The sequence below is a fragment of the Streptomyces thermolilacinus SPC6 genome, assembly GCF_000478605.2.
In the GTDB taxonomy this organism is placed as follows: Bacteria; Actinomycetota; Actinomycetes; order Streptomycetales; family Streptomycetaceae; genus Streptomyces; species Streptomyces thermolilacinus.
The window spans coordinates 1-25,400 of sequence record NZ_ASHX02000001.1 but is presented as its reverse complement, the minus strand read 5'-3'; the positions used below and the strand labels follow the sequence as shown (position 1 = coordinate 25,400).

Annotated in this window: 27 protein-coding genes and 5 pseudogenes; 20 read left to right on the top strand and 12 right to left on the bottom strand. The window is 70.1% G+C overall.

Going from position 1 to position 25,400, the window contains the following annotated elements:
* Positions 1-353 precede the first annotated feature (353 nt).
* The 6 genes and pseudogenes from J116_RS00120 to J116_RS00110 all read left to right on the top strand — a co-directional run bounded on the left by J116_RS00120 (position 354) and on the right by J116_RS00110 (position 4,783).
* On the top strand, positions 354-860 hold the full coding sequence (locus tag J116_RS00120; protein WP_023591413.1) for a hypothetical protein: 507 nt from the start codon (positions 354-356) through the stop codon (positions 858-860).
* 55 nt (positions 861-915) lie between these two features.
* The gene (locus J116_RS31430) at positions 916-1,602 is read left to right on the top strand and encodes an alpha/beta fold hydrolase (protein WP_107487064.1); all 687 of its coding nucleotides are present in this window, start codon (positions 916-918) and stop codon (positions 1,600-1,602) included.
* A complete protein-coding gene (locus J116_RS30540; protein WP_139140444.1) occupies positions 1,485-1,826 on the top strand; it encodes a hypothetical protein in 342 nt (113 codons plus the stop codon). Before J116_RS31430 ends, J116_RS30540 begins: the two co-directional genes overlap by 118 nt.
* A gap of 632 nt (positions 1,827-2,458) precedes the next feature.
* On the top strand, positions 2,459-3,061 hold the full coding sequence (locus J116_RS00115) for a GNAT family N-acetyltransferase (RefSeq protein ID WP_028964863.1): 603 nt from the start codon (positions 2,459-2,461) through the stop codon (positions 3,059-3,061).
* Between the two features lie 740 nt (positions 3,062-3,801).
* Positions 3,802-3,936: pseudogene (locus J116_RS29800) on the top strand (telomere-protecting terminal protein Tpg); the annotation flags it as partial.
* Between the two features lie 241 nt (positions 3,937-4,177).
* Complete coding sequence (locus J116_RS00110; protein ID WP_023591416.1) at positions 4,178-4,783, top strand: dihydrofolate reductase family protein; 606 nt, start codon at positions 4,178-4,180, stop codon at positions 4,781-4,783.
* Between the two features lie 417 nt (positions 4,784-5,200).
* Here the strand turns inward: J116_RS00110 and J116_RS30305 are convergent, their stop codons facing one another.
* Complete coding sequence (locus J116_RS30305; RefSeq protein ID WP_023591417.1) at positions 5,201-5,659, bottom strand: hypothetical protein; 459 nt, start codon at positions 5,657-5,659, stop codon at positions 5,201-5,203.
* Between the two features lie 101 nt (positions 5,660-5,760).
* Here J116_RS30305 and J116_RS00100 point away from each other — a divergent pair.
* Positions 5,761-6,883, top strand: a pseudogene (locus J116_RS00100) (IS630 family transposase).
* Positions 6,884-6,885: 2 nt separating this feature from the next.
* Here the strand turns inward: J116_RS00100 and J116_RS00095 are convergent.
* Positions 6,886-7,152 carry a hypothetical protein gene (locus tag J116_RS00095; RefSeq protein ID WP_028964864.1) on the bottom strand — a complete coding sequence of 89 codons (267 nt, stop codon included), beginning with the start codon at positions 7,150-7,152 and terminating at the stop codon, positions 6,886-6,888.
* 105 nt (positions 7,153-7,257) lie between these two features.
* Here J116_RS00095 and J116_RS29650 point away from each other — a divergent pair, with 105 nt between their 5' ends.
* From J116_RS29650 to J116_RS00085, 3 genes are all read left to right on the top strand, one after another.
* Positions 7,258-8,265, top strand: coding sequence for a hypothetical protein (locus J116_RS29650; RefSeq protein WP_139140443.1), 1,008 nt, complete (start codon positions 7,258-7,260; stop codon positions 8,263-8,265).
* Positions 8,266-8,521: 256 nt separating this feature from the next.
* On the top strand, positions 8,522-8,740 hold the full coding sequence (locus J116_RS30535) for a hypothetical protein (RefSeq protein WP_235617289.1): 219 nt from the start codon (positions 8,522-8,524) through the stop codon (positions 8,738-8,740).
* Positions 8,737-9,165, top strand: coding sequence for a hypothetical protein (locus tag J116_RS00085; RefSeq protein WP_023591420.1), 429 nt, complete (start codon positions 8,737-8,739; stop codon positions 9,163-9,165). Before J116_RS30535 ends, J116_RS00085 begins: the two co-directional genes overlap by 4 nt.
* Before the next feature lie 45 nt (positions 9,166-9,210).
* On the opposite strand, the pseudogene J116_RS00080 reads toward J116_RS00085, so the two are convergent.
* Positions 9,211-9,726: pseudogene (locus J116_RS00080) on the bottom strand (TetR/AcrR family transcriptional regulator C-terminal domain-containing protein); the annotation flags it as partial.
* Between J116_RS00080 and J116_RS00075 the strand changes: the two are divergent.
* From J116_RS00075 to J116_RS30525, 3 genes are all read left to right on the top strand, one after another.
* A complete protein-coding gene (locus tag J116_RS00075; protein WP_023591421.1) occupies positions 9,704-10,726 on the top strand; it encodes an FAD-dependent oxidoreductase in 1,023 nt (340 codons plus the stop codon). The pseudogene J116_RS00080 and the gene J116_RS00075 sit on opposite strands and share 23 nt — an antisense overlap.
* 208 nt (positions 10,727-10,934) lie before the next feature.
* The gene (locus J116_RS30530) at positions 10,935-11,252 is read left to right on the top strand and encodes an ATP-dependent DNA ligase (RefSeq protein ID WP_023591422.1); all 318 of its coding nucleotides are present in this window, start codon (positions 10,935-10,937) and stop codon (positions 11,250-11,252) included.
* 339 nt (positions 11,253-11,591) lie between these two features.
* The gene (locus J116_RS30525; protein ID WP_235617288.1) at positions 11,592-11,747 is read left to right on the top strand and encodes a hypothetical protein; all 156 of its coding nucleotides are present in this window, start codon (positions 11,592-11,594) and stop codon (positions 11,745-11,747) included.
* Positions 11,748-11,991: 244 nt separating this feature from the next.
* Here J116_RS30525 and J116_RS29640 read toward each other — a convergent pair whose 3' ends face one another.
* Complete coding sequence (locus J116_RS29640; RefSeq protein WP_139140442.1) at positions 11,992-12,252, bottom strand: hypothetical protein; 261 nt, start codon at positions 12,250-12,252, stop codon at positions 11,992-11,994.
* A 339-nt stretch (positions 12,253-12,591) separates the two neighbouring features.
* Here J116_RS29640 and J116_RS00065 point away from each other — a divergent pair, with 339 nt between their 5' ends.
* Positions 12,592-13,203 carry a hypothetical protein gene (locus J116_RS00065; protein ID WP_028964867.1) on the top strand — a complete coding sequence of 204 codons (612 nt, stop codon included), beginning with the start codon at positions 12,592-12,594 and terminating at the stop codon, positions 13,201-13,203.
* Between the two features lie 677 nt (positions 13,204-13,880).
* Here J116_RS00065 and J116_RS30520 read toward each other — a convergent pair.
* The 3 genes from J116_RS30520 to J116_RS30000 form a co-directional block, all read right to left on the bottom strand.
* On the bottom strand, positions 13,881-15,290 hold the full coding sequence (locus tag J116_RS30520) for a hypothetical protein (protein ID WP_235617287.1): 1,410 nt from the start codon (positions 15,288-15,290) through the stop codon (positions 13,881-13,883).
* 427 nt (positions 15,291-15,717) lie between these two features.
* Entirely contained in the window at positions 15,718-16,320 is a 603-nt protein-coding gene (locus tag J116_RS00055; protein WP_268810601.1) for a site-specific integrase, read from the bottom strand.
* An 80-nt stretch (positions 16,321-16,400) separates the two neighbouring features.
* Positions 16,401-16,550 (bottom strand): hypothetical protein, encoded by a 150-nt coding sequence (locus tag J116_RS30000; protein ID WP_162494543.1) that lies wholly within the window; start codon positions 16,548-16,550, stop codon positions 16,401-16,403.
* Between the two features lie 151 nt (positions 16,551-16,701).
* On the opposite strand from J116_RS30000, the gene J116_RS31425 reads away from it, so the two are divergent.
* Both J116_RS31425 and J116_RS00045 read left to right on the top strand, forming a co-directional pair.
* Entirely contained in the window at positions 16,702-16,971 is a 270-nt protein-coding gene (locus J116_RS31425; protein ID WP_394331472.1) for a DUF6415 family natural product biosynthesis protein, read from the top strand.
* A gap of 225 nt (positions 16,972-17,196) precedes the next feature.
* The gene (locus J116_RS00045; protein WP_023591428.1) at positions 17,197-17,589 is read left to right on the top strand and encodes a hypothetical protein; all 393 of its coding nucleotides are present in this window, start codon (positions 17,197-17,199) and stop codon (positions 17,587-17,589) included.
* Between the two features lie 676 nt (positions 17,590-18,265).
* Here J116_RS00045 and J116_RS00040 read toward each other — a convergent pair.
* Complete coding sequence (locus J116_RS00040) at positions 18,266-18,508, bottom strand: DUF6411 family protein (RefSeq protein WP_023591429.1); 243 nt, start codon at positions 18,506-18,508, stop codon at positions 18,266-18,268.
* A 327-nt stretch (positions 18,509-18,835) separates the two neighbouring features.
* Here J116_RS00040 and J116_RS30515 point away from each other — a divergent pair.
* Positions 18,836-19,145: pseudogene (locus J116_RS30515) on the top strand (hypothetical protein).
* Positions 19,142-20,014: an LLM class flavin-dependent oxidoreductase gene (locus tag J116_RS00035; protein WP_023591430.1), complete on the top strand. Its 873-nt coding sequence runs from the start codon at positions 19,142-19,144 to the stop codon at positions 20,012-20,014. The pseudogene J116_RS30515 and the gene J116_RS00035 overlap by 4 nt, the downstream one beginning before the upstream one ends.
* A 196-nt stretch (positions 20,015-20,210) precedes the next feature.
* On the opposite strand, the gene J116_RS00030 is transcribed toward J116_RS00035, so the two are convergent.
* Positions 20,211-20,465 (bottom strand): hypothetical protein, encoded by a 255-nt coding sequence (locus tag J116_RS00030; protein ID WP_023591431.1) that lies wholly within the window; start codon positions 20,463-20,465, stop codon positions 20,211-20,213.
* A gap of 521 nt (positions 20,466-20,986) precedes the next feature.
* On the opposite strand from J116_RS00030, the pseudogene J116_RS28045 reads away from it, so the two are divergent.
* Positions 20,987-21,750, top strand: a pseudogene (locus tag J116_RS28045) (IS5 family transposase).
* A 57-nt stretch (positions 21,751-21,807) separates the two neighbouring features.
* Here the strand turns inward: J116_RS28045 and J116_RS00015 are convergent.
* Together J116_RS00015 and J116_RS00010 are read right to left on the bottom strand one after the other, a co-directional pair.
* Positions 21,808-22,008, bottom strand: a complete 201-nt coding sequence (locus J116_RS00015) for a hypothetical protein (protein WP_023591432.1) — start codon at positions 22,006-22,008, stop codon at positions 21,808-21,810.
* Between the two features lie 262 nt (positions 22,009-22,270).
* Positions 22,271-22,711: a hypothetical protein gene (locus tag J116_RS00010; protein ID WP_023591433.1), complete on the bottom strand. Its 441-nt coding sequence runs from the start codon at positions 22,709-22,711 to the stop codon at positions 22,271-22,273.
* Between the two features lie 612 nt (positions 22,712-23,323).
* Here J116_RS00010 and J116_RS00005 point away from each other — a divergent pair.
* The gene (locus J116_RS00005) at positions 23,324-24,703 is read left to right on the top strand and encodes a replication-relaxation family protein (RefSeq protein ID WP_023591435.1); all 1,380 of its coding nucleotides are present in this window, start codon (positions 23,324-23,326) and stop codon (positions 24,701-24,703) included.
* 169 nt (positions 24,704-24,872) lie between these two features.
* Here J116_RS00005 and J116_RS29635 read toward each other — a convergent pair whose 3' ends face one another.
* Positions 24,873-25,280, bottom strand: coding sequence for a hypothetical protein (locus J116_RS29635; protein WP_139140441.1), 408 nt, complete (start codon positions 25,278-25,280; stop codon positions 24,873-24,875).
* Between the last annotated feature and the right edge of the window lie 120 nt (positions 25,281-25,400).

Below are 25,400 nucleotides of genomic sequence, written 5' to 3'. Positions count from 1 at the left end.
CGGTCCCCGCAGAGTCGCTGGATCAGCCGGACGCGCTCCACCGCAGACGGCGTCCGCATCACCACGGACGGGGAGAGGGTGACCGGGTCGAGGTCCTCGCCGGCGAGGGCGGTGTTCGGATCGAGGCGGCCCGGTCCGCGGATCCCGACGTTCTGTATTCGCTGGTCGCACAGGGCCCTGACGAGACGGTGTGTCAGTTCGTGCGCCGTGCGGAGGAGTTGGCCGACACGAGACCCAACGAAGTTGTGGACGCATCAACAAAAATAGGTTAACGTTCAACTATCTTCGAGGGGGTGGGAGACCGGGAATCGGCCCGGGCCACCCAACCCCCGGACGCTGATTGGAGAATCGTCATGAACAAGCAGTCCCTCACGCCGCGCGTCGCCGTCGTGCTCGCCGCCCTGGGAGCGGTCACCGCAGGCGCCGCGTTCTCCGCGCACGCCGCCACCCCGCAGGCCCCGGCCCCGGCCGTCTCCACGGCCACCCAGGCCCAGGGCGAACTGTTCCCCGAGCTCAACGGCCTGCGGATCAAGGCGGTCAACTCCGACGACGTCTACCTCGTCCTCGACGGCAAGCGGCACCTCATCCCCAGCTCCGTCACCTACAACGCCCTCTTCCGCACCACCGACGGGGTGCGCCTCGTCCTCACCACCGCGAACATCACCGACGGCGGGCCACTCACCGCCTACGCCCACCTCGCCCGCAGCACCGACGACACCACCGTCTACCTGGTCTCCAACGGCTACAAGCGCGAGATCACCCCCCTCGCCCTCGACAAGTTCGGCTTCCACACGACTGCGGTCCGCACGACTTACCCGTCCGTCCTGGCCGCCCTCCCCACCGCCACCCCGCTCACCTGACCACCACGGTGCCGGCCCGTCCCTGTCCGGTCGTACACGAACACAGGAGAAGCAGGTGGGCGCCGCGGTCCCCGAACGCGCCCGCGGTGTCCACCTACTTCCCTTCCCCCGGGTCACCCCCCTTCCGGGCGGGGCCCTCGCGCACGCTAGGCGGCCACTGCCGAGGCGCCAGGCCCCACCGAACGGGCAACGTCGGACGAGACCGCGAAGAACCGCCTGCCAGGCATACCGCGAAAGGCCCCGCCGTGCCCCTCTCCCGCAGAACCCTCGACCGGCACCACAATGGGTGTGGCCGCGACCACGGCCGCCCAGGCCCTCACCGCCGGAACCGCGCACGCGACACCCGCCGGGAAGCCGAGGACGCCCCCACCCGGAGAAGCACTGTCGGTGCGCACCTCCCGGTCTCACCCTGTCGGCGAAGGCCTACGGCAACCCCGCCGCCCCCGGGATCCTGTTCGTCCACGGCCTCGGCCGCAGCAGCCTGTCCTGGCACCGGCAGGTGGAGCACCTGGCTGCCCGCCTCCGGCTGGTCACCTTCGACATGCGCGGCCACGGAGCCTCCTCGGTGCCGGACTCGCCCGACGCGTACGCCGACGGGCACGCTGGGCGGCCGGCATCCGCAACGTGCGCGAGGCCGCCGGCCTCCGCCGGACCACCGTGGTCGGCTGGTCCTTCGGCGCGCTCGCCGTCGGCCACTACCTCAAAAGCACTACGGCGCCGCGACCCGCACGGTGCGCACTGACCGGCCCGGTCACCAAGTTCTCCCCGGAACTGCTCCAGCCGCTCGGTCCGGAGATCGGGGGCAGGCGCGCCTCGGCCGACCTGTCCGTCCGCGTCCAAGGCATCCGCGAGACACTCGACGCGACCTACGCCAAGCCGCTCAGCCGTGACGAGCGACCGCATGCTCGTCATCAACTCCCTCTCACCCACAGCCCGGGCGACGGGTGGGGGAGACCGCCGCCGTGAGTGCCACCGCACGATGCCGGGCGTTCGGGCCTGCCCCGCGACGTTCCCCCACGCACTCCCCACCCGCGATCCGCGGGCCCGTACCACCGCCGAGCGGGCCGCTGACCGCGAGTGGACCGCCGAGCCCGCTCTCACCCGCGCCCGCGCCGCCGCGGTCCCAGGCACGCACCCGGCCCCTCGGGTCCGGCCGCCGACTCCGGCCAGGCCGCCCGGAGCTACAGACGAAGGGGCGCCCCGGCCGGAGACAACCGGGGCGCCCGTCACCGCGCGGCCGTACCGCGTGTCAGGGCGGCGAGCGGGGAGCGTCGGCCTTCGGCCCCTGGCCCGGCGGCCCCCAGTCAGGACACTGACCAGGCCCCCGCGCCGACGGTCAGCCGTCACTCACGTGGCCACTGCACGAAATCTGAGCCAGGACCAATCTGATTGCATTCGGGTCGCCGCGCAACCTGGGATTGCACGGGTTCATTGGACGCGCCCGCTGCCTGTGGCCAAAAGATTTCGACGACGGGTGTGTTGGCGAGGCGTCAGGGTGGAAGTCATTGCTTCTCGGGGTCAGCAGTTGTGCAGGGCATAGGTGCCCGGTGAAATGCGTTGCCGAGGCAGTAACCTGCTGTCAAGATCGTTCGGTGAACATGTCGCAGCACCAGAACGCTCCTTCCGTACGTCCCATCACCGACGCCGACGTCCCCGCTGCGGTCGATACTCTCGCTCGGGCCTTCGCCGACTACCCCTACACACGGCACGTGATCGCGGCGGATGGTCACGAGGAGCGGATCCGGCGTTACCAGCAGCTGTGCCTGACCCGTATCGGCATGGTGTACGGCCGTGTCTGGGTAGCTGACGAAGGCCGCGCCGTGGCTGTCTGGGCCGTTCCTGGCCAGGATCCCTCGCCCGCCTTCGCCGAACTCGGGCCGATCCTCGGGGAACTCAGCGGCGACCGGGCCGCCGTTTCTGCGACTGCGGACGCGGCCATGGCCCCGTACCGGCCCAAGGAGCCGGGATGGTTCCTGGAGACCGTGGCCACCGCCCCCGAGGCCCAGGGGAAGGGCCTCGGCAGCGCCGTACTGATTCCTGGGATCCAGGAGGCCGAGCGCGCTGGGTGTCCGGCGTTCCTGGAGACCTCCAGCGAGGCGAACGTGCGGTTCTACGAACGTCTCGGCTTCAAGGTCACCGCCGATGTCCAGCTCCCCGGCAACGGTCCTCGCACGTGGTGCATGCGCAGGGACCCCCACTGAGAGCCTGAGGATCTGACCGGCGAGGCCTGTACGCAGACCGTACCGTCGTCCTCGTCGAGCACGGACGCGTCCGGGTCGCGCAGCGGGCGCAAGCCGCCGGCGACGGGGGTGGAGGCGGTGAAGCTGTAGCGGCCTGGCGCCACACTCACCGCTGGGACCCTGCTGGGGCAGGTTCTCGACGGCGCGCTCGAGGCGACCGCGCAGCTGAGCTACGAACTCGTTGGCCCGCGTGGGGTTGGCGGCCGTTGCGTTGTCGAGTACCGGGACCAGGGAAGTCAGAAAGTCTGCGAATCGACCCGCTTCGGCGACGATGCGTTCCACAACCGCCGGCGGCTCCGCTTGCTGCTCAGCCGCCCCGCTTTCCCTCTTAACCGGCATAAGGGCCTGCGAGGTCTCAGCCCCCGTTTCGAGCCATTGCGTCTCAACCGGGTTAAGGGCCCGCGCAGCCTCCTCGCCGCCGGCCTGGTGCGGGACCGCCACTTCCGGCGCCGCGGCGGGGCCCTGCACGGGACGCGGCCTTGCCGCGCGGCTTGCGGGGGGCCATGACCCGGTTAAGAGCTTTGTCGGCCTCAGCGCGCTGCTGGTGTTCGGGGAGCCGTCCGATACGGCGGCCGTCCTTGACTGCCAGCTCCCCGGACTCCACCTTCTGCTGCAGGCCGTCGGGAAGTCGCTTGGCAACCTTCCCTTGCGAACCGTGCCTCGTCAGCAGTTCCTGGATGGCCCGCGCCTGATTGAGCGGCGGCACATCCAAGCGGCGGCTGCGGCAGATCGTCGCGGAAGGGCTCCAGGAGGTCTACTTCAAGGACGGCGGCCGCCGCGCCGACGACCTGGCGGTCCAGTTCACCGATATCGACTACCCGGACCTGGGCTACTGAAAGGGCCGGTCCTTTCCCGCGCCGGCCCTGCCCGAGCCGGTGTTGCTGAGCGTTGCACTCGGCCTCTGAGCGTTGTACCTGGCCCGGCTGAGCGTGACGTTGGCCCGGGCCGTTCGCGGGTGGCGCTCCGCCGATCTGATCGGCTGCAGACATGGGTTTTCTCGTTACTCCACAGCGCGGCCGATGAGTCCGGGGCTCCCGGCCGGTCCAAGCTCGTGACACCCCAGGAAAGGACACCGCCATGTCGGAGCTTCTGGTCGACTTCATCACCTCCCTCGACGGCCACGCGTCGGGAGAGGGATGGCCTGGGTTCTGGGGCCTTGAGGGCCCGGAGTACCTCGCATGGCTCGGCGAGCAGCCCGAGGCCACCTACCTGATGGGAGCGAACACCTACCGCCTGATGTCGGGCTTCGCCGCGGGCGAGGTCCCGAATGGGCAAGACGAGTTCAGGCCCGAGGAAGAGGCGTCCGTCGACGAGCTCACGCAAGCCTCCAAGGTGGTGTTCTCCTCCTCACTCGGGGAGCCACTGACGTGGGCCAACTCCACGCTCGTCCGCGACGACGCCGTCGAGGCGGTCCGCGCCATGAAGTCGAGTGGCTCGGGGCTCCTCAGCACGATCGGCAGCCTCAGCCTGTGCCGGTCCCTGCTACGAGCCGGACTCGTGGACCGTTTCCGGGTCGTGATGTTCCCGGTGATCACCGGGGCAACGGGCGAAGAACGCATCTACGACGGCTATCCGGATGTCGCCCTCGAGATGATCGATCACCGTACCTTCGACGGCCGCATCCAGTTGGTCGAGTACAAGCCCCGTGTGCTCGAGCACCCGCCGCTCGGCCTCCCTGCGTGACGTCGCCCCGTCCGCCGGTCGGACAGCCGCCAGACCGGCGCCGGGCGAGCTTGGAGCAAGACCTGATAGTGGGCCGGCCAACGTCAGGACGCCCGGTCCACCTGGCCCCGAGCCGTCGCAGGTCAGCCTGTGTAGGCCCGCTCAGGCCGCAGTCTCCGCAAAGGTCCACTTCCCGATACGGATGCGCCGCTGCCTCCCTGCGCAGAGGCTCGCGAGCCGAGTGCCCTACGTGGCCGATGCGGCCATCTGAAGTGCTCAGTCACAGCCGGGGGAGCAGCGGCGTGACATCGCGGGGCCTGCGGCGTTGGTAGGCATGTCGCGTCCCTCCTGTCGGCGTGTGCGGCCCGGGTAGACCGTCCCCCGGACCGGGGCCGCCGCCGTGTCCGCGCTGGTTTCCCGCCGGGGCGGCAGAGTGCTCTACAGGCTGGTGGGGACCTGGGCGCGCTGGTCGCCGGTCAGGGCGTAGCGGCGGGTGGCCAGGGCGTGGTCCAGCGTCACGTCGAGGACGTCGCACAGCACGGCGAGGCGCACGACGGCGTCGGTGTCGGACAGGTAGGCCGGTGCGACTTCCAGCATCAGCTCCCCGATCGGCGGCTGGACGGTGGCCAGGGCCTCGAAGTGCCGGCGTCCTTCGGCGGCGAGCGGGTCGCTGGGCGGCCCGGCCGGGACGGGCGGTGCGGTGCGCACGTCGTGGACGGCCTGGCGGACCACCTCGCGCACCGCCGCCTCATCAAGGCCGCGTACGCCGCTGCGGGCCAACGCTGCCAGGCGCCGGGTGATCAGCGCGGCGACGTCATCGCTGCGGGCGGAGACGGCGACCAGGGCCCGCTGGGACAGCCCGTAGTCGAGCGCGGCCGTGTCCCGCGCGTGAGACACCCCAGCCCGGGTGGCGGCGGCCGGCCTAGTGCTGTGACCGCGAACCTTTGCCGGGTTGCTCGTTGTGCTGTTGACGACTTCGGCCGGCATGGGGAGGCGGGGTGGCAGCACCAGTGAGCGTTCGTGGACTGTCTGAGCAGGAGGGGCAGAGACTGCAGCAGATCGTGCGGTGGGGCAGTACCAGCTCGGTGCGGTTCCGTCGGGCGATGATGCTGCTGGCCTCGGCCGGCGGCAGCACGGTCCCGGTCATCGCACGCCTGGTCCAAGCGGACGAGGACACTGTCCGCGACGTGATCCACAAGTTCAACGAGATCGGGCTCGCATGCCTGGACCCTCGCTGGGCGGGAGGCCGGCCCCGCCTGCTCAGCCGTGACGACGAAGACTTCGTCGTGGCGACGGCCACCACCCGCCCCACCTCACTGGGCAAGCCCTTCACCCGCTGGCCGATCCGCAAGCTCGCCGATCACTCGCGACGCAACATCGCCCGGCCTGTCCGGATCAGCCGCGAGGCCCTGCGCTCATTACTGTCACGCCGCGGGATCACCTTCCAACGGACGAAGACCTGGAAGGAATCCCCGGATCCAGCGTTCGACGCCAAGCTGGACCGGATCGAGTACGCAATCAACGAACGCCCGGACCGCACATTCGCTTTCGACGAGTTCGGGCCGCTGGGCATCCGCCCCACCGCCGGCTCCTGCTGGGCCGAACAGAGCCGCCCTGACCGGCTGCCAGCCACCTACCGCCGCACCCAGGGAATTACCTACTTCCACGGCTGCTACTCCCTCGGCGACGACAGGATGTGGGGTGTCATCCGGCGCCGCAAGGGCATCGACCACACCTGGGCTGCCCTGCGAACGATCCGGGCAGCCCGCCCGGACGGCGCCCCGATCTACGTGATCCTCGACAACCTCTTCGCCCACACGAACTGGAAGATCCGCAGGTGGGCGGCCAAGAACAAGGTCGAGCTGTGCTTCACCCCGACCTACGCCTCCTGGGGCCAACCCCATCGAAGCCCACTTCGCACCGCTGCGGCAGTTCACGCTGTCCAACTCCAACCATCCGAATCACACAGTCCAGACCCGGGCCCTGCACACCTACCTACGCTGGCGCGACAAGAACGCCCGCCACCCCGACGTTCTCGCCGCCCAGCGCCGAGAACGTGCCCGCATCCGCAGTGCAAAAGGCATCCGCTGGGGCAGGCGCCGGCGCGCTGAAGCGGCCTGACGTCACCGGCCGAGCCAACGGAACTGAATGTCGTCCGGCTCGTCCCGACGCTCCAGCACTCCCGCCGCCGTCAACTGCACAAGCACCTCGTGCAGTGCGTTTCCCAACGGGTTGTTGGTCCAGAACAGCCACTTGACCTGCGTGAACGTCTCAGTCTCGTTGAAGATCCCCAGCGAGCGGCCCAACACGAAGGCAGCACCGTCCCAGTCAGTCCAGCCAGCCAGGCCCTCGGAAAGATCCACAAGGAGATCTTTCCAGAACACGTTCAAACCCGGTGAACGTTTCCGGTCACAGCACTAGCACGTGATCCCTGGCCCGACACCAGCACGAACGCCGTCGTCGACCACCCCACCGTCCCCGAACTGACGACCCCTGTGATCCGGCCGGAGACATGGTTCCCGCTCGTCCGCGCCGCATGGACCTACATCAATGACTTCGGCCCCGACATCCTGCGCTCACTCGATTACTGGCACCGTCTCCAGGCCGAAGCCCGCCCACTGTCCAACGCCGAGGCCGACACCCGCTTCACCGCGTGGGCCGCCGATCCCGAGAACAAGGTCCCAGTGCACCAGCTCACAGGGAAGACGACCGTGAACTGGCAACTGCTGACCTTTCTCATCGGGTTCGAGTCCCGCAAGATGGCCTTCTTCACCAAGCAGAACCGCGCCGGCCTGGCCCGCCGGGCCGCCGCCGAACGGCTCGTTGCCGAGGGCCGACTCCGCACCAGTCTGATCGACGGACTGTGCGAGGTGACCAGGCCGGACGACAACCGCGGCCCCTGGCACCACAGTCTCCAGCCCCGCGAACTCGCGGTCGAGTGCCTGGCCCTGCGCAATGCCTGCTATGTCTTCGTCGCCGCGCTGTCGATGATGCGTGACTGCGAGATCCGCGAGATCACCAAAGATCCTCTCACCGAGTACTTCTGCACCCCGGCAGTGAAGTCGGTCAAACGCAAGCTCGATCCCGACCTGCCCACCGCACACTGGTGGATCATCGCACCGGTTGCCCAGGCCATCGAAACCGCCTTACACCTGTCGACGAGCGACACCCTCGCCTTCGCGGCGGTCACCCCGCGCTTCCACGGCCGTGGCTTCACCAGCCAGACCGCCATCACGTGCTTCATCAAGCACGTCAACCGTCACCGGAGACCACCGGCCTTACCGAGATCCCTCTCAGCAAGGTCACCCCGCACATGTTCCGCCGGACCATGGCCATGCTCACCCGCGACTATCCCGGATCGGGAATCGCCGTCGGGATGCAGCTCAAGCACGCAGCCACCCGAGCCCTGGCCAACCGTTGGACCCAGGGCTACATGGATCATGACCCCTCCTGGGCCCGCCTCCTCAACACCGCCATCGCCGAACGTCGGTTCCAACGGCTGAGGGACCTTCTCGATGCCGACAGCCGCGGCGAGGCAATCGGCTTCGGGCGCGGTGCTGACCAGATGCGTCTGGCCTTCACCGCCGTCCGAGAGAGGGCCGAAGCCCTTCGGGCAAGTGGGAGGCCCACCGGGGGGACATTCGTGTCGAACATGGCCTGCTCAAGCGCACGCGCCTTGCGATCCGGTCCGGAAAGCTCAACCACTGCACCCTGGACGAGAACAAGCCCGTCGGCGCGAAGTGCCTCGAAGACGCCATCGTGCCCCCAGGACACCGAGGGCCACTCATCGACCGCTGCCAGCCCGCACGCTGCAGCAACAGCGTCATCGCCCCGGAGCACCTGCCAATCTGGCAGGCCGAGCACGCCTCCCTGACCGAACTGCGGAGCCTCCCCGCACTCCCGGCGAACCGCAGAGCCCTGATCGACCAGCAGATCCGCGACGTCGAGATCGCGCTCACCAAGGCGAGAGAAACATGACCGCCTCAACCCGCCCCGGCCTCTCCGCCACGGCCGAGGAGGCCCTTCGAGAGGCCATGGACCGGCTCTTCACCGGTCGGCCCCTCCGAACCGACGGCAAGCTCACCAAGCAGAACCTCTGGCGGGAGGCGGGCGTCAGCCGGGCCACGATGAACCGGGCAGCCGCAGTGCTCATCGACTGGGATAACCACGTCAGCCAGAGCGCGGCAAGCAAACACAACCAGGCCCAGGCCGCGGAGATCGCCCGCCTCCGCCGCCAACTGCGAGACAGCCGACACGAGCGACAACGACTCCAGGACGAAGTCGACGCCGCCGCCACGGTCGTCGCGGCCCTGATCGCCGAGAACACTGCCCTCCGCGAGCAACTCGCGAAAAGGTCAGCCATGGTGGTCCCCCTCGGTCGCGGGCACGCAGTGCGAGAATGACCACCGGCATCATGCCCACGACTGAGCTCGGGCAAGAGCAAAGCGTCACGTCGGCGGCGTGGTGAGTTTGACGGCCACGGCGTCGAGGACCCAGTCCAGGCCGGTCGCGAAGGATGCCTCGGCGTCCACGTCCGCGCCGTCGTACACGGCCTTGGCCAGCGTCGGGAAGCGGCCCGTGGCCAGCATTTTCGTCAGGTGCGGGCCGGAGGCGCGCTGCCAGTCGTGCTTGGACAGGCCCGTGGCACGCTCGGCCCGCAGGTTCGCGATCTCGCGCCTGATCGCGCCGGTGTAATAGGCGCCGACGGTCTCCACGGCGCGCATGACGGTGTCGATGTCAGCGAGGCCGTCAAGGGCGGACAGCGTGGCCTCGCCCACGGCGAGGCCGTGCGGACCCAACGCCGGGCGGCCGCCGAGCAGGTCGGCCAACCATTCATGACGGAGGGCGGCCTGCCTGGTGCGGTGGGCGAGGATGCGCAGCGCCTCCCGCCAGTCACCGGGCCTCTCCTCGGGCAGGATCTCGGCGTAGACCTCGTCCACCATGAGGTCGAACAGCTCTGCCCGCCCGCCGGGCGGCACGCTCGACCTGCACGAAGGGTTGGGCCAACTCGCCCTGGACAAGGCGGGGTTACTGGCGGAGTTCCAGGAGCTGTCTCGTCCCGAGGGGCAGGCCATGCGCATCCTGGACACGGACGGGACCATCCTGCGCGACTGGCAACCGCGTCCTGGTGACCGGGCCCATCCCGAGATCGACCGCGGGCAACTCCGTGACATGCTGCTCGGCCCCCTCGACGTCCAGTGGGGGCGGGGCGTGACGCAGGTGGTGCCGGGGGCCCGGGGCGGCGTACTGGTCCAGTTCGCGGACGGGCGACAGGAGACCTTCGACCTCGTCGTCGGCGCGGACGGCGCCTGGTCCCGGACCCGCCCGGCACTCTCACCGGTGACACGGCACTACACCGGCGTCACTTATCTCGAGACATCCCTGGACGACGTCGACACCCGCCACCCCGACCTCGCCCGGTTGATCGGCGACGGTTCCGTGGCGGTGTACGGCGTGAACCGGGCTCTCGTCGCCCAACGCAACAGCAGCGGCCACGTCAAGGTGTACGCCCAGTTCCGCGCGCCGCTGGACTGGCACACGAACCTGGACCTGGCCGACGCCGAGGCCGTGCGATCGAGCCTGCTAGCTCTGTTCGACGGCTGGGCCGCTCCCGTCCTCGACCTCCTCCGCCACGGCACCGCCTTCGTCCACCGCCCCCTCTACGTCCTGCCCGTGTCCCACACCTGGACCCACGTCCCCGGGGTGACGCTACTGGGCGACGCCGCCCACCTGATGCCCCCACTCGGGGCGGGCGCGAACCTCGCGATGCTGGAAGGCGCCGAACTCGCCGAGTCCATCGCCACCGGCCCTGAAGATCTGGATGGGGCCATCCGCGCCTTCGAGGAACAGATGTGGGCACGGGCCAGCAGGTGGGCGAAGATCACGACGGCCGGTCTGGAACGCCTCGTGAGTCCGGACCCCGCCAGAGCCCTCGCCCTCTTCGACCAAGTCCAGCCATCCTGACTGCCCAGCGCGAGAGCACCAACCAACAGCTCGCCATGGCTTCACGGGGCAGTACGGCACCGCCGCAGTCCCTTCCGGCAAGACCGCCGCTGCACTGTCCCATGAGACACGTCAAAGTCTGGAGAACGACGGGTACCGGGCGATCGTCTTCACCCCGTGGCCGGCGCCCGGCCCGCTGCTGCCGTCCCGCCGCGGGTTCCCCGAGTTCGTGGACGCGGCAGGCCACCTGCCTGACGGCCTGGTCCTTGATGGTGAGCTGGTTGTGTGGGTGGAGGGCCGGATGTCGTTCGAGGCGCTCCAGCGGAGAGCGGTCTCCGGCGGCAAGGCCGCCGCCCGCCTCGCCCAGGAGATGCCGGCGTACTTCATCGCCTTCGACCTGCTCCAGCTCGACGGCCGGGAGCTGTTGCAGTCGCGTACGGTGAGCGGCGCGCCCGGTTGGAGGAGCTGTTCGCCGACCGCGGGCTGGGTGCACCGTGGACGCTGTGCCCGGAGACGACCGACCCGGCGACAGCGCAGGAGTGGCTGACGTCCTGGACGCAGGTGCCCGGTGTCGATGGTCTGGCGCTCTGGGGGAGCGGGCGGCGGCATCTGCCGGGAGCCCGCGCGCTGTACAAGGTGCGCCGCCGGGACACCACCGAAGCCGTGGTGGGCGCGGTCACCGGCACCGTGCGGCGGCCGCAGACGCTCGTGCTGGGCCGCCTCGACGAGGAGGACGATCTCCGGCCGGTCGGGCGCAGTACGCCGCTGCGGCCGGTCGCGGCGCGCACTCTGGCCGAGTGGCTGATGACACCAGCAGGGCCCCGGCCACCCCTGAGAGGGCGTCCGGTTCACGACCTCCTGGGGGGCACGCACGCCACTCGACGTCGTGCTCGTCGAACCAGTGATGGTCGCCGAGATCACAGTGGACACGGCGCAGGAGCGCGGATCCAGACACCCGGTGCGCTTCGCCCGACTCCGGCTGGACGTCGCGGTCACGGACGTCCCGCCCTTCGGCTCGGGCGCCGAGCCCGCCAGCGGCTGACCGCCCTCCCTGCTGCTCCCGACGCGCGCCGGGGTCCGGGCCGGTGAGGATGCCGTGGGCGTCGATCCGGCGCCAGATGTGCTGCGGCGCTGCTACCTCGAACTCCGGTCGGAGCATGCCGCGTGTGGCGCGTCACCAGTTGGATCGTGTCCGCTGCCTCAGCCGTGGAGCAGCTCGTAGATCGGGTTCGTTCCCGCAGCGCCCTGCCTGTGTGGGCGGCAACCCCCCTCCCGGGGCCCGGCGCTTAGGCTTCCCCGCCATCCAGGGTGGAGATCACGTCCACCCCGGCCTCCTCGCGGAGGACGCTTGGCAGGCCGAGGTTGCCGCACTGGCTGGCCGGGCTGCCGAGGGGCACCGCGGCTAGCAATGCGTTGGCGGCTCCGGGGCCCGAGGCGGTGGCGCCGTTGGCCGTGGGCGCGCCGATGTTCGTGCAGGCGTTGCTGATCGCCGCGTTACCGAAGCCGATGATCGTGGTGGCTGACGCGGTGGCTGACCCTGCTGCCACCAGTGCGGCGGAACCGGCTGTCACAGCCAGTGCCCGCCTCATGCGCCGCAAGGGGGCCGGTGTGTGAAGACTCATGCTCCCTTTAACGATCACCCGCGTGCCGGGGTACGGCGCGCCCAGAGAGACTCACCCGGCTCCGGCTGGACGTCGCGGTCACGCACGTCACGCCCTTCGGCTCGGGCGCCGAGCCCGCCAGCAGCTGACCGCCCACCCGCCGCTCCCCGCCGGGTGCCGCTTTCACGGGCCGGTGAGATGGCGTGGGTGCCGATGCGATGCCAGATGACGTGCTGTACGCCTTCTCTGAACTACGGGTGGACGAGCGCCGACACGCTCCTGCATATGGTTGACAATGAGCGCATGGATGTCCCTGAGCTGCTCGAATCAGCCTCGCTACTGGTCCCGGAAGAGACTGCCACCGATAACGACATCACGGTGCGAGACATCTGGGACTACCTCGCCCATGACGAGTGGGAGATCGCTTTGGGCCTGCTGGAGGAACTCGGGGACGGTCGCTCGATCCCTCTGGCGTTTTGGGAGAAGCTCGCCGAGGCGGCTGAGCAGCTCCGGCTGGAGCGGAGCGCGGCCAGGTGCCATTGGCGGTGCTCCGAGATCCGCAATGGCGTGATCCGAGCAGATCTGAAGCTCCGCCCGGCTGGCGAGGGCCGACGCACGACACCAATCTCCGGCGCCGGCGTTCTGCGACCTGTGTGGGACATCGGACACCTCTCGCCCACCGGTGAACGTGCGGTCAGCGTCGCCGCGCTCCGGGTTGAGGGCATGCCCATTCTGGAGCCTGGCGGGCAGGCTGCGGTTCGCCTCGTGCCCCTCACCCCCTCCCATTGGACGCACGTTCAACCCGGTCAGCAGATCACCATGCACGAGGACCGAACCGTGGCCGGGACCGCAGTCGTTCTGGAGGTTCATCGCCCTGCAGCCGTGCCCAGAGAGTGACGTGGCCGGGCACTCGCGGCAGGGCGCCGACAGATGTCCACCCAAAGCTCCAGGGCGGCTACTCGGCGGCTTCGCTGGTGCGGGCGGTGAGCTGGGAAAGGTTGGGCAGGCCCAGGAAGACGGGTGACTGCTTCTTCTCCTGCTGGGCTTCGATCTGGGCGATCTTGTCTTCGGCGGCGGCGAGGCTGGTGGACAGGCCTTCGACTTCGCCGAGCCATCCTTCGCGTTCGGCTTCGGCGATCCTGTCTTTGAGGTTGTCGCGGATCTCTTTCAGACGGGGCTTTTCGTCCAGGGCGACGATCAGGACCGGGCAGCGGACGCAGGCGTGTTCGTGGATGCAGTCGGTTCCGTAGGCCCGTCCGCACTCGCCCAGCGCCAGCTTCCTCCGCTCGAAGTGGGACAGGAACTCCTGCCTCTTTGCGGCGGTGACAGCCCTGTATCCTCGGCTGGGCGCAGGTCGCGGCGACGGGCGATGAAGGCGCGGTGCGCTTCGAGCGCATCGACGGGGTAGATGGCCGCGTATCCCATCGTGGTGTTGATGTTCCTGTGGCCGGCGATGACCTGGGCGATGTGTGGCGGGAGGCCGTTGAGGATCGCCTCGGTGATGAACATCCTGCAGAAATCGTGGGGCTGGAAGAGCAGCGGTTGCCCGGAGCTGTCGGTGATCCCGGAGGCTCTCAGCGTCTCGTCGAGGGCTTTGCGGTCATGCTCCCCGAGACGGGCCTGCGCTCATGGCTGATGCTCCACTGGAAGAGCAGGGGCATGGGCGAGTTCCAGGCCTTCTCGTGCAGGTCGTAGCTGGGTATCAGCGGGACACGGCCGGTGCTGTCGCGGAGGCGTGAGATGACCGCGCTGAGCACGTCGGCAAGCTCGGGGCTGATGAGGATGAGCCGTTCCTGGTCGGTCTTCGAGGGCGCGATCTGGAGGAGCGGCACGACGTCTCCGCTGGGCAGCCGGTAGCTGATGATGCTGTGGTCGCTGAGTTCTTGGAGCTCCTCGATCCGGATCCCGGTGTGACGGAAGATCTCGATGGCCGCCCAGGACCAGAACGCCCGCCGTTCCTCAGCACCCAGGTCGCGACGCTCGCCTGCGGCGTCACGGACACCGGTGGGATGCCCGTCGGGACGGACGCTGCTCTTGGGAACGGCGAAGCTCTCGCCGAGGACCGTGAAGGTGGATCCCAGCGGTGCCGCGTTGAGCGCGTCGAGCCTGGCCGTAGCGTCTTTCAGCCTGCGGATGACGACCCGGACGAGCGCAGGCAGGACGGGAAGACGTTCCCGGGTGCGCCGGTCGGACTTGGACTTCTGGCGCCTCTCCAGCTTCGTCACGGAGCACTCCGCCTCGGTGACCGGGGGAGGAGAAGCCCACTGGCCCCACCGTTCGGGCTCGCTCAGGGCCCACTCGCCGATGTCGAGGTAGAACGCACGCACCGTCACCTCGATCGCGGGGGCGCTGGTCCGCGGTTCGGTCACCGTGATCACGGTTCCGTCGGCTTGCCTACGGCGGGCGGTCCTCGTCGCGAGGCGGGTCTTCCAGGCCGTGGCGGTATCGGGGGACAGCCGGACGGAGTCGATGCCGGGGTGGTGCTGCTCGAGGTCGGCCGAAAAGTTGCCGACGAGGATCGCTGCCAAGCTCTTGAGGGTGGCGTAGTCCAGGGTGGGCTGTCGTTCGGTGAGATAGTCGACGAGCAGGTCACGGACGGGCTGGCACTTCAGGTCGTAGCGGTCCACGAGCTCTGCCGGAGTGACCCGTCCAGCGCGGTGCGTGGTGAACAGCAGGGTCGTGGGTGCGTCGCGGGGGAACTGGCCGCGTTCGCGGAGCCAGAGATAGGCGAGGCGCACTTCGCGAGTGGTGCGGTTGTAGGCGACGGGCGCGTAGCACCGCTCCAGAAGGTCCCCGACGACCATGTCCCGGAGCTTCCCGCCCCGGGTCGCCAACACCTGGGCGAGGGCCGCGAGCGCTTCCGAAGCGTGCCGGGTGACGCGCACGTTCTGCGGGATCCAGGCTTCCAGGCTGGCGGACCCCTCCGGGGCGCGGGACCGCGCGAGGGCCGGCCGCAGTGTCTGGAGTAGTTCACGGCGAGCCATGTTGTATCCGGGCGGACCACGTCCGCGCAGAGCAGGGCCAGCAGCCCGGCCTGGAGACGGCCCGACTTGGTTGCCCTGTCGGCCGTCGGTGTCCACTCACGGACCTTCTCGTACCACTTCTCCGGTTCGGCGGCGATCGGACTGGCCTCCCAGCGCCGCTGGCAGGTATCGCCAGGGAAAGTCTCCAGCCAGGAAAGCAGGATGCGCACCCCGACCATCCGGCTGTCCTGCGTGGAGTGGCCCTTGACCCTGAGCGGCGGCTGTCTGAGACGAGCGATGACCTCGTCGCGGGTCGCGGCCGTCTCGGGCCAGCTGGTCAGCCGGGGACGGGCGGGGAAACGCTTCAGGAGCGCGACCGCCTCCGCTCCCGCCAGCACCCGGTTCGGCGGTGCCAGGGCAGAGGCAGCGAGGGTGAGATTCGTCGCCGTCATGCGAGGGTCCCTCCGAACAGGATGCCGAGGGACTCGGGGTTGTAGGCGGGTGCCGACGGAGGGGGAGACGGGTGGGCCCGCTTGTGCTCCTGGCGGGCGTGATGGACGAGCCCGGCTTCGATGACCTCGTCCGTGCTGGGGTCGACGTACTTCTGCAGGGTGCTCTGGTACTTGTGGCCCAGGATGTGCTGGACGTAGGCCATGGACAGCTCCGGGTCCTGCGTCATCCGGAAGGTGGCCGTGTGCCGCAGGTCGTGAAGGGTCCAGACCGAGCCCAGGAGCTTGTTCGCACGGACGAACATCGCGCGTGCAGCGTGGTAGTTCAACGGGCGCCACGGCCTCCGGAGGGTCCACCACAATGGCTGGTCACGGCCTCGGGGGACTCCGTTGGCCCAGGCTTCCTCCTGGTAGAGCCGCATCCATACGAACGCGTCCGGCGAGGCGGGCAGCTGCTGGTAGACCCTCGTGCCCTTGCGGATCACGCCGATCAGCTGCTGCCCGGGGATCGCATCGCGTTCCCGGCTCGTCAGGAGTTCCTCCGATCGGGCACCGGTGGAGACCCAGGAGGCCAGCAGGGCCCTGTCCCTGTGCGAGCGCAGTCCGGCGAAGACTTCGGTGTATTTGTCGTCCGGTATTCGGCGCGGGATCCGCTCGGGGACGCGGGGACGGTATCGACCGGTCAGTCCCCTCCCCAGCCCTGCTCGCCCGCGCGGACCGCGGCTTCGCCCGGTTCCTCGGCCAGCACGACGACGACCAGGACGACGGAGCCGACGGCGGCGAGGACCCCCAGCGGTGACCGCCGGCCACCCGCACACGACGCTCCCGGCATCGAGGCCCGCCATGCACACCAGCACCCAACGGTCCTGCACGACCCCGACGGCCTGATCGAAGCCGGGCTCCCGCTCGACCGCGAACCGTACGAGTGCCTCGTCAAGGTCGTCCTCGCGTGGACCGGCGAGGACACCCTCACCGCCCGCGACTTGCAGCAGATCACCCTCCAGCTCACCGGCCACGCCCGCGCGCTCGCCTCCGACGTCCGCCGCCGCGCCGACCAGCTGCCCAAGGACAGCGGACCCAAGGCGCTCGCCGACGTCGTCCTGCGCGAGGCGGAAGGCCGGCTGTCCGTGCCGATCGAGGGCACCGTGCGCTGCGTCCAGAACCGCGTCCGTCTCGTCCGCGCCCTCTACGAACGCCTGGACCGCCTGGAGGCCGCGCTCGCCCCGGAGAGGGGTGTACCGAGCGGGGGCTGAACCGTGGGCTGGACGGTTGCTTCCAGCTACTTCGTCAGCGTGTCGAGTGCCTTCCTCGTCTCACCCAACAAGTCGCTGACCTGGCGCAGAGCATCTTCCTGAGCGTCGGCGGGCTTGCTGACCGTTCCAGCGGAGGAGACCTGGCCCGGCTCCCGCCTCGGATACCGTGTTGCTCTACGGGGTGCCATAACGGACGTGACGCCCCCCACCGGAGGTAGCCAGCGTATGAGTTCAAAGCGCAGCAAGAATCCAGCCCTGCCCGTACTTGACGACGCATTCCGACTCGCGTCGGTCAAGGACGCCGATGAGTCCACCCGTGACATGGCCGCGCGGCTGGCCACCACCGAGCTGCGCCGCGTTTCCCACCCAGGCCGGGTCACCTGGGAGCCCACCGATCAGGCCGAGCCCGTTCCGGTCCCGCCGACTGTGGTCGACGGTGACGGGGACCTGTGGCTGCGGGACCGGGGCACTGGCACCTGGACCATGCCCGAGTTCAACCCGAAGGAGTTCCCGGCCCGCTGTGGCGAGGTTCTGACGTGGAACGAGCTTGCCTGCGAGTTCGGCCCGCTTACCGCACTGGCCGACGACCGCCGCATCGGCGGCGGCCGGCGTCGCTGACCGCGCAGCCTTCTGGGATGACCGCGCGGCGACTGTAGACGGATTGCCGGGTGGCGGGGCGGCTGACGACGGCCTCAAGACGATGGCACGGCCGGGCGCAAGGCGCGCAGGAGAATCAGCGGACGGCGGCGGCGCCGGGGCGGGGTAGCGCCGCACGGCCTGCGCCGAGGCGGCCCGAAGGCGGCCGAACCGCGGCTCAGGGACGGCGACAGGCGGCGGGTGCGCGGAGAAGACTCGTCGCCCTATGGGGCTCCTACTCTGCTGCGGCCCGCCGTTGACCGCCGCGCTGCCGCCGCGAGCCCTGCGTCCGGAAGCCCCCGCCGTGCCGCCGCTGCCTCGGGGTCCCCACCCGATGCCAGCGCGGTTGTATAGCCGGGCTTGACTGCCCGCTGCCCGGCATCTCCCCGGAATGTGCCGTCGTCTTGCCGTCGGGCTGCCGTCCTGCCGCCGTTCCGGTCGGGTGCCGTGTGCCGGCTGTGCCGCCGCCGGCCTGCCGTGCCCACTGTGCTTGCCGCGGCGCCCTCGCCGACGGCATTCTCCGCGAAGCCGCCGATTGCCTCTCCCAGCCGATCGAGGAGATCGAGCAGCGCGGGCAGACTCTGCTGCTCACCCTCGCGGACACACCGCGGCCCGGCCGCCAACGGGGATTGCGTGCCGGGCCGAGTGGGACGTGGGGTCAGAAGGGCATGTGGCCCCGCATGCGGCGGCCGGCCGTGCCACTCTTGCCGACCGCCTTCGAGCTGCTGCTGAACGGCTTGCTGAAGAGGCGGCCCAGCGGGCCGGGGGCCTTGCCGCCCGCGCGGGAACCCAGGCCGAGGGTCTTTTGAGTACCGCGCTCAGGGTGCTTGGAGAGGCGGGGCAGGAAGAACGCCAGAACGGCGAGTATGACGCAGACGGCAATGATCCCGGCGATCATCATGGTTGGACCCCACTTCCTCGGTGGTGCGCTGACGCTTCGTCGTGTGCGACCGCGTGTACCCGTCGAACCCTCGGTCACGCCCCGGCTCCGGCCGTCGTACGGCCGCTGGCCGAGGTCGCCGTACGGCCGAGGTCGCCTCAGGCCCCCGGGCCACTCCGCCGTACGGCCGCCGCGCCGGTACCAGACCATCCACCGGGGGACCACGGCGAAGGACTACAGCCAGGCGGTGCCCGTCGTCGTCACTACCCTGGAGCAGCTCCAGGAGCATGGCGTCGGCGCGGCGGTGTGGCGGCTCGTTTGTCGGTAAGCGGCTGGAAAGCTGATCGGATGAACGGAGACGAGCAGCTGCGAAATGGCCGCGTCTACGGCGCGGAGCACGACGCCCCCAACCCCGGCCCGCTTCCGCACCGGACCCGCCGAACTGGTCGGCGGGCCACTGGACGGCCTGCTGCTGGACATCCGGGGCTGGCGGACCGAGGAAGTTGACGATGGCGTCGCTCTCACCCCCTCATCGGTGCCTGCTCGGTGCCGGACCTCGTTTTTGCCACCGGCACCTACCGCGACGGTCGGCAGCCGACCCCGTACCGGCAAAGCCGTTGATCACCTCTTCGGCCGGACCGTAGGTTCCGTCGCATGACGAATCTCCGGATCGGTGTGATGTACGACCGCGACTGGGTGCCCGAGGAGTTGCCCGCCTTCGCGCGGCGGGCCGAGGCGCTCGGCGCGGACGACCTGTGGGTGGTGGAGGACCTGCGCTGGAACGGCGGGGTGTCGGCGGCGGCCGTGGCGCTGGGCGCGACCGAGCGGCTGCGGGTGGGCATCGGGATTGCCCCGGCGCCGTTGCGCAGCCCGGCCCTGCTGGCGATGGAACTGGCCACGCTGGCACGGGTGTTCCCCGGCCGCCTGGTGGCCGGGATCGGTCATGGCGTACGGGAGTGGATGGAGCAGGTCGGGGTGGCGCCGCGCTCTCCGCTGGCCCTGCTGGAGGAGACGATCACCGCGGTGCGGGCGCTGCTGCACGGAGAGCGGGTCACGGTGGACGGGCGGGAGGTGCGGATCAACGGCATCGAGCTGGTGCATCCGCCCGCCGAGCCGCCGCCGCTGGTGGCGGGGGTGGTACGGCCGCGCTCGCTGGAGCTGTCCGGGCGGGTCGCGGACGGCACGCTGATCGCCGAGGGCCACGGACCGCGGGATCTGGAGCGCATCCGGGCGCTGCTGGCCAAGGGCGGCGCGGGTGACGACCACACGCTGAACGTGTTCGCGTTCGCCTGCGTCGGCGACGACCCCGAGGAGGTCGCGCGGACCCTGCACCCGCACACCGAGGGGCACGGCGCCTGGCTGGGCCGCCCGCAGGAGGAGGTCTTCACTGTCTCCGGCGACGCCGCCGGGGCCGCGGCACGGATCGACGCGCTGCGGGAGTCGGGCGCCGACACCGTCGTCCTCCGGTTCGTCGGCGCCGAGCCGCTGCGGCAGCTGGAAGCGGTCCTGGAGGCCGCCCGGCGCTGACCCGCCCTGAGTCGACACGCTGGTCAGCGGGTTCTCCTCGCTCCGGACCGGCTTCGCTGTGGACGACACGGCCCCAGGCCATCTGGGACGACCCGCAGTGGGGGGAGTGGCGAGGCGGTCAGGCCCACTTGTTACACGCAGCCTGACGGAGGCGGCGGGCGCCGGCGCAGCATGTGCACTCGGCGCCCGCCGCCGGTCAGCCGATCAGCTTGTGCAGCACAGGAACGCTGCCTCCAGCGGCCACCAGGCCCGCAGCGACGGCCGCGGGCACGGACTTGTCGTGGAGGAACATGAGGCCGCCCATGACGAGGCCGATGATGACGGCCGCCAGGAACACCACGGCGGCGTGCACCGACAGCAGCGGGGTCTCCGAAGGCGTCCCTGCGCCGGCCGGGCCGGGCGGTTCGGGGCGGGCGGGTATAGGGGAGCGCGGGTGCGGGTCCCGAGACATCGGGAGTCTCCTACGAGGCGGAGGAACAGAGACGGCGGACACCTGTGGTGGTGTCGTCCGCGTGGGGGTGGCGCGCGCCTCGCGGTCGGCGGTCCTGCGGCCCTCTACCTGAGAGCATCCCTGCGGGGCTTCTGCCCGAGCCCAGGGCGGCGTGTTCAGCGTAGCGGCGATCGGCGCGGGTGTTGCCCCGGGTGTCTGGCGGGTGGTCATCGGTGCTGCCTCCGCGGTGAGTTCGACATGGCGGCGGGACAGTGACAGGGCGCAGGTGCTTGCGTCTCGTCCTGGCGGGCACGGCTCTTTCACCCCGTAGGGCCGAAAGCTGGGACCCGGACAGCAGCGGCCGGGAAGAAAGATCCCGGGCACGACGAAGGCCCGGACGCCGGGTCCGGGCCTTGCGCTGTCGATAGGGGTCTAGGCCGTGTCCGTAAAGTCGATCACTCGTTGCTCCGTTCGTGGTGCGGAGGCATGAACTGACGGATGAGTCGTGGGCGTTGATCGCTCCGCTGCTGGCGCCGGGACGTATGGGCAGGCCCGTGCGGGACCGGCGCCAGGTCGTGAACGGGATCTTGTGGAAGCTGTCCACCGGTGCCGCCTGGCGCGACTTGCCCGAGCGGTACGGGCCATGGAAGACGGTCTACGAACGATTCCGGCACTGGTCGGCCGACGGCACCTGGGACCGTCTGCTGGCCCATGTCCAGCAGCACTCCGACGCCGTCGGAACCGTGGACTGGACGATCGTGTGCGTCGACTCGACCACGGTCCGGGCTCATCAGCACGCCGCCGGGGCCCGAAAAGGGGGCCCTGGGAGGGGGAAGCGCTCGGCCGGTCGCGCGGCGGACTGACCAGCAAGATCCATCTCGCGTGCGACGGCCAGGGCCGTCCCCTGGCGTTCACGCTCACGGGCGGCAACGTGAACGACTGCACCCAGTTCGAAGCCGTCATGGACCGGATCCGCATCGCCCGGCCGGGGCCGGGCAGGCCCCGGACCCGGCCCGACCGCGTCGTCGCGGACAAGGGCTACTCGGCCCGCAGAATCCGCGCCTACCTGCGCAGGCGCAAAATCGCCTGCACGATCCCGGAGCGGATCGACCAGATCAACGGACGCATCCGCCGCGGCGAGACCCGCTGCCGCCTCGACCGCGCGGCCTACCAGCGGCGCAACGTCGTCGAGCGCTGCTTCAACAGGCTCAAGCAGAACCGGGCCCTGGCCACGCGTTACGACAAACGAGCCGTCCACTACCAAGCCATGGTCACCCTCGCCTGCCTGCGGCTCTGGCTCCCGTGACTTTCCGGACACGACCTAGGGGGTCGACTTCCTATAAGGGAGTCAGTGACCTTGCGTCTACTCGTGCTCTCCCCTGGTGCGGTTGGCGGCCCAGTCCGGATCGCGTACGGGCACCGGCGCCTGCGTCTCGGTGGCCGGGGCGCGCATGATGCGCCAGCTGGTGCGCGGCGCGGTGACGGCATGGGCCGGGACGACGACGGTCTGACGGCTGGCACCGCCCCGGGCCCACGCTCCGATGAAGCGGACCTGATCGGCCACCCAGTCGTCCAGCGGCTGCCGCGGGCGCCGCCGCCTGAGCAGATAGCCGTTCGCCCGATGCAGTGGGAGGTGGAGGCGCTACCGGTTGAGCTCCAGCGCCTGATCCTCGTCGTGGTCGCCCCGTACGTCGACCGTGATGTCCTCGCCCGGCAGGTCGCCCGCGAGGAGGAGTAGCGCCGCGCTCTCGCGGGCTTCCTGGACGGCTGGGGCGTGACCGGCGGAGGACCACCGTCCTAGGCCGACGCGCCGGGCGGGGCTGGCGTCAGGTCCTGCTCGACACCACGTGCACGTTGTCGAGATGGAGGCACAGCGCCCCGTCGACCGGACACCGCAGGCCGACCGACAGGCGGCGAACCCGACCGTCCACGGCGAGGGCAAAAGCGACCGCCACCTGAAACACGTCGTGGCCGGCCGGGCAGGCCGGGTCCGCCGATTCGCGGAAGGCCTCGCGCGGCCAGGGCAGTGGAGAGGCTGACGGCGCCAGCTCCCAGGCTGATCCGCCCGTGTAGACGTCCCCGTCCGCCATGCCGACCGGTAGGCAGCAGCCCTCGCAGAAGCACTCGTCTCCGACCACTTCGAACTGGTCCCAGCCGCACCACTTGCAGACGACGGTCGTGATGACAACCCGTTCGAGCGGCTCCCGGAGGGCAGTCCGGTCCAGCAACGACACCAGGCCGCCGTCCTTCGCCATCGTCTGGCTCACCGACCCGGTACTCCACACGCCTCTGCCTGCCACGACAAGGATCCTTGCACGGCCCGGGATGGGCCCTCCACGGATCAGGCCTCTCTGCCGCCAGGCGAAACCGAGTGGCAGAAACTCTCGGCAGTCAAGATCACCCGGCAAACGGCCAGGATCCCCTGTCAGAGGACACCCGCCCCCGAAAGACCGGGGAGCGGGCCCCCGCCGGGCGGTTAGGCTCCGTGCCAGCCCGTGCCGGTATGGAGTGCGCGGGATGGGCCCCGGTTCCCGGGTGACGGGACCGCAGTACGGCCGGGGCCGCCCCCACTCGATCGACCACGGGCCCGACCAGCAGCGGGCAAGCCGTCCCGGCCTCCTGTGGGGCGCACTTGGGAGGCCACTCTGGGACCCACTTTGGTGCCCGACACCGGGCCCGACTGGAAAAGCCCTGGTCACCACGCAGATTCGGGCGCGTGCCGCGTTGTCACAACCCTCTTCTCTCCTCCTGAACTTCTCTGTGATGTCCGTGGGGGAGGAGATCATCGGGTCCGGGGGCCGGGTGCCCTCTGCGGCCGGGCGCGGCCGGCGCCAGGCAGGTGGCCGCGCGCGCCAGACGACGGGGAAGGAGCACAGCTGATGGCGGGCAAGCGTGAGGAGAACCCGGCGGGGTCGTCGAACAACCTGCGCGGTGACGTGCTGCGCGTGCTCGGGGTGTTGAAGGTCGCGACGGTCGAACAGATCCAGCAGATCGCGGCTCCGCACCTGAGCTACCGGCACACCGGCAAGCCGACGCCCGCGAAGCGGAAGCAGGCCCGCACCGCCTCCCACACCGGGGCGCTGTCCGATCTGCGCAAGCACGGCCTGGCGGAGAACGGCGGGCAGCTCCCGGGCGGGGACACGCTGCGCAACCTCACCCCGATGGGATTGAAGGCCGCCGCTCGCGAGCTGGGGCGGCCCGTGGGGGAGATGGGCGACCCGGCCCGCGGCGCGGGCCGCACCGGCGCCTCCCACCCGATGACGGTCAACGAAGCCGTGATCGCCCTGCTGCGCCCGAAGCCGGTCCTCGCCCAGCTCGCCAATGAGCCGGCCGACGTCCGCGCCGCCGCGCAGGCCGCCGTCGATGCGCCGGACGGATTGGGCACCATCGCCTCCTACGCGACCGAGGTGGCGCTGCCCGCGACGGGCACGTGGTCCAACCCTGGCAGGGGCGGCGCCCAGGCGGACATCGTCATCACCGCGCCCGAGGACGGGGTGCCGCTGCTGTTCGTGGAGATCGACAACTGCTTCGAGTCTGCGCAGGTCCTCGCCGCGAAGATCGACAAGTACATGCGGTTCTGCCAGCGCAAGGTGAAGGACGTCGACGGCACCGAGCGGCCGATGTGGCGCACCCGCTGGTGGGTGCCCGACGGCCGCCACGGCGATCGGCCGCACCCGCCGCTGCTGCTCGTCTTCAACCGCGTCGGCCCCCGCAACCCCAACACCGTCATCGCGCAGCTGGCCGAGCTCACCCGCCGGCACTGGCAAGGCGAGGCGCACGACGGCTTCCACATGTACGACGGCAAGCTGCCCATCGTGGTCACCGGCATGAAGATGCTGAAGGAGCGCGGCCCGGCCGGGGCGATCTTCCGGCGCTTCGGCCGGTCGCAGAACCAGACCCTCCTCGAGGCGATCGGCAACCCGCGCCGCGAAGTCCACGACGCCCGCAAGCAGGCCGAGTACGCCGCACGCGAGCGCGCGTACAAGGAGCAGCTGCGCCGCGCGGCCGAGCAGCAGCGGGCCGAGCGGGAGGCCCGCCGTCCCGTGTGTGCCGACTGCGGCACCCGGTTCACCGACGAACGGTGGAAGGCCATCGAGCCCGCCGGATGGGGCGCCCCGCGCGAGACCCACCCGCACCTGTGCGACGACTGCAAGCAGCGCGCCATAACCGCCGAACGCCAAGCCGAGCGCCAGGAGCACGACCAGGCCGTGCCCGAGCAGAAAGCCGGCGGCACCTGGCTTTCCCGCTTCCGCGCATGATTCAGGTGCTTGCGCATCGCGGTGGAGACGACCGTGCTGTCAGTGGTGAGCGCCACAATGGCGCGGTGCGGTGTGCACAGATAGACCGGGGCTAAGGGCTGTCCCGCAAATGATCACCGAGTCGCATCGGTCGCGACGGCCGACCGTTTCCCGTACGACCAGGGGCGAGCTACCGGGCTCGGTGGCGATGCAAGAGTCCCTGCACCTGCTCCACGTTCCACGGCATCACGCCAAGCGATAGGCCGCCGGCCGAGGACTGGCACTCGATGATGACGACCTGCGGATTCATGGTCCACATCTCGGCGACTCGTGGACGTCGCTGCCCGACAGGGTTCAGGTCTGCGGGAAGTGGGAGCACCGAGCCGACTCGCAACCAGGGCTGCCACGTCAGATGCCCCGTCGTCGTTCGCACCCTGCCGTGTCGCCAGCGCTGCTTTCCCGCCAGTCCCTTGACTGCCATCGTGATGACGTCCGGGTCTTCAGCCGCTGACCGGGCTTTGGAGCGTCGCAGCTTGGCCTGGAACACGAGTGCTACCCCGCCTCCGCCGAGCAGTCCCCACAACACCGCTTCAATCATGCGCCGTACTCAACCAGAAGCGGCGGGATTCAACCACGGGTCTACTGATGGGGCGCGTGAGAGATGATCTTGCTGTGGCTGGTGTGATCACGGCGTCGGAGCCGTCCTGGATACCACCGT

Bases quoted from the DNA above. Each gene is read 5' to 3' on its own strand.
- J116_RS29635 (WP_139140441.1), bottom strand. From the start codon at position 25,280: ATGATTGAAGCGGTGTTGTGGGGACTGCTCGGCGGAGGCGGGGTAGCA.
- J116_RS00030 (WP_023591431.1), bottom strand. From the start codon at position 20,465: ATGTCTCGGGACCCGCACCCGCGCTCCCCTATACCCGCCCGCCCCGAA.
- J116_RS00005 (WP_023591435.1), top strand. From the start codon at position 23,324: ATGGCGGGCAAGCGTGAGGAGAACCCGGCGGGGTCGTCGAACAACCTG.
- J116_RS00075 (WP_023591421.1), top strand. From the start codon at position 9,704: ATGAGGTCGAACAGCTCTGCCCGCCCGCCGGGCGGCACGCTCGACCTG.
- J116_RS00065 (WP_028964867.1), top strand. From the start codon at position 12,592: ATGGTTGACAATGAGCGCATGGATGTCCCTGAGCTGCTCGAATCAGCC.
- J116_RS00110 (WP_023591416.1), top strand. From the start codon at position 4,178: ATGTCGGAGCTTCTGGTCGACTTCATCACCTCCCTCGACGGCCACGCG.
- J116_RS00035 (WP_023591430.1), top strand. From the start codon at position 19,142: ATGACGAATCTCCGGATCGGTGTGATGTACGACCGCGACTGGGTGCCC.
- J116_RS30000 (WP_162494543.1), bottom strand. From the start codon at position 16,550: ATGCCGGGAGCGTCGTGTGCGGGTGGCCGGCGGTCACCGCTGGGGGTC.
- J116_RS00085 (WP_023591420.1), top strand. From the start codon at position 8,737: ATGACCGCCTCAACCCGCCCCGGCCTCTCCGCCACGGCCGAGGAGGCC.
- J116_RS00120 (WP_023591413.1), top strand. From the start codon at position 354: ATGAACAAGCAGTCCCTCACGCCGCGCGTCGCCGTCGTGCTCGCCGCC.
- J116_RS00115 (WP_028964863.1), top strand. From the start codon at position 2,459: ATGTCGCAGCACCAGAACGCTCCTTCCGTACGTCCCATCACCGACGCC.
- J116_RS30520 (WP_235617287.1), bottom strand. From the start codon at position 15,290: ATGGCTCGCCGTGAACTACTCCAGACACTGCGGCCGGCCCTCGCGCGG.
- J116_RS00040 (WP_023591429.1), bottom strand. From the start codon at position 18,508: ATGATGATCGCCGGGATCATTGCCGTCTGCGTCATACTCGCCGTTCTG.
- J116_RS00045 (WP_023591428.1), top strand. From the start codon at position 17,197: ATGAGTTCAAAGCGCAGCAAGAATCCAGCCCTGCCCGTACTTGACGAC.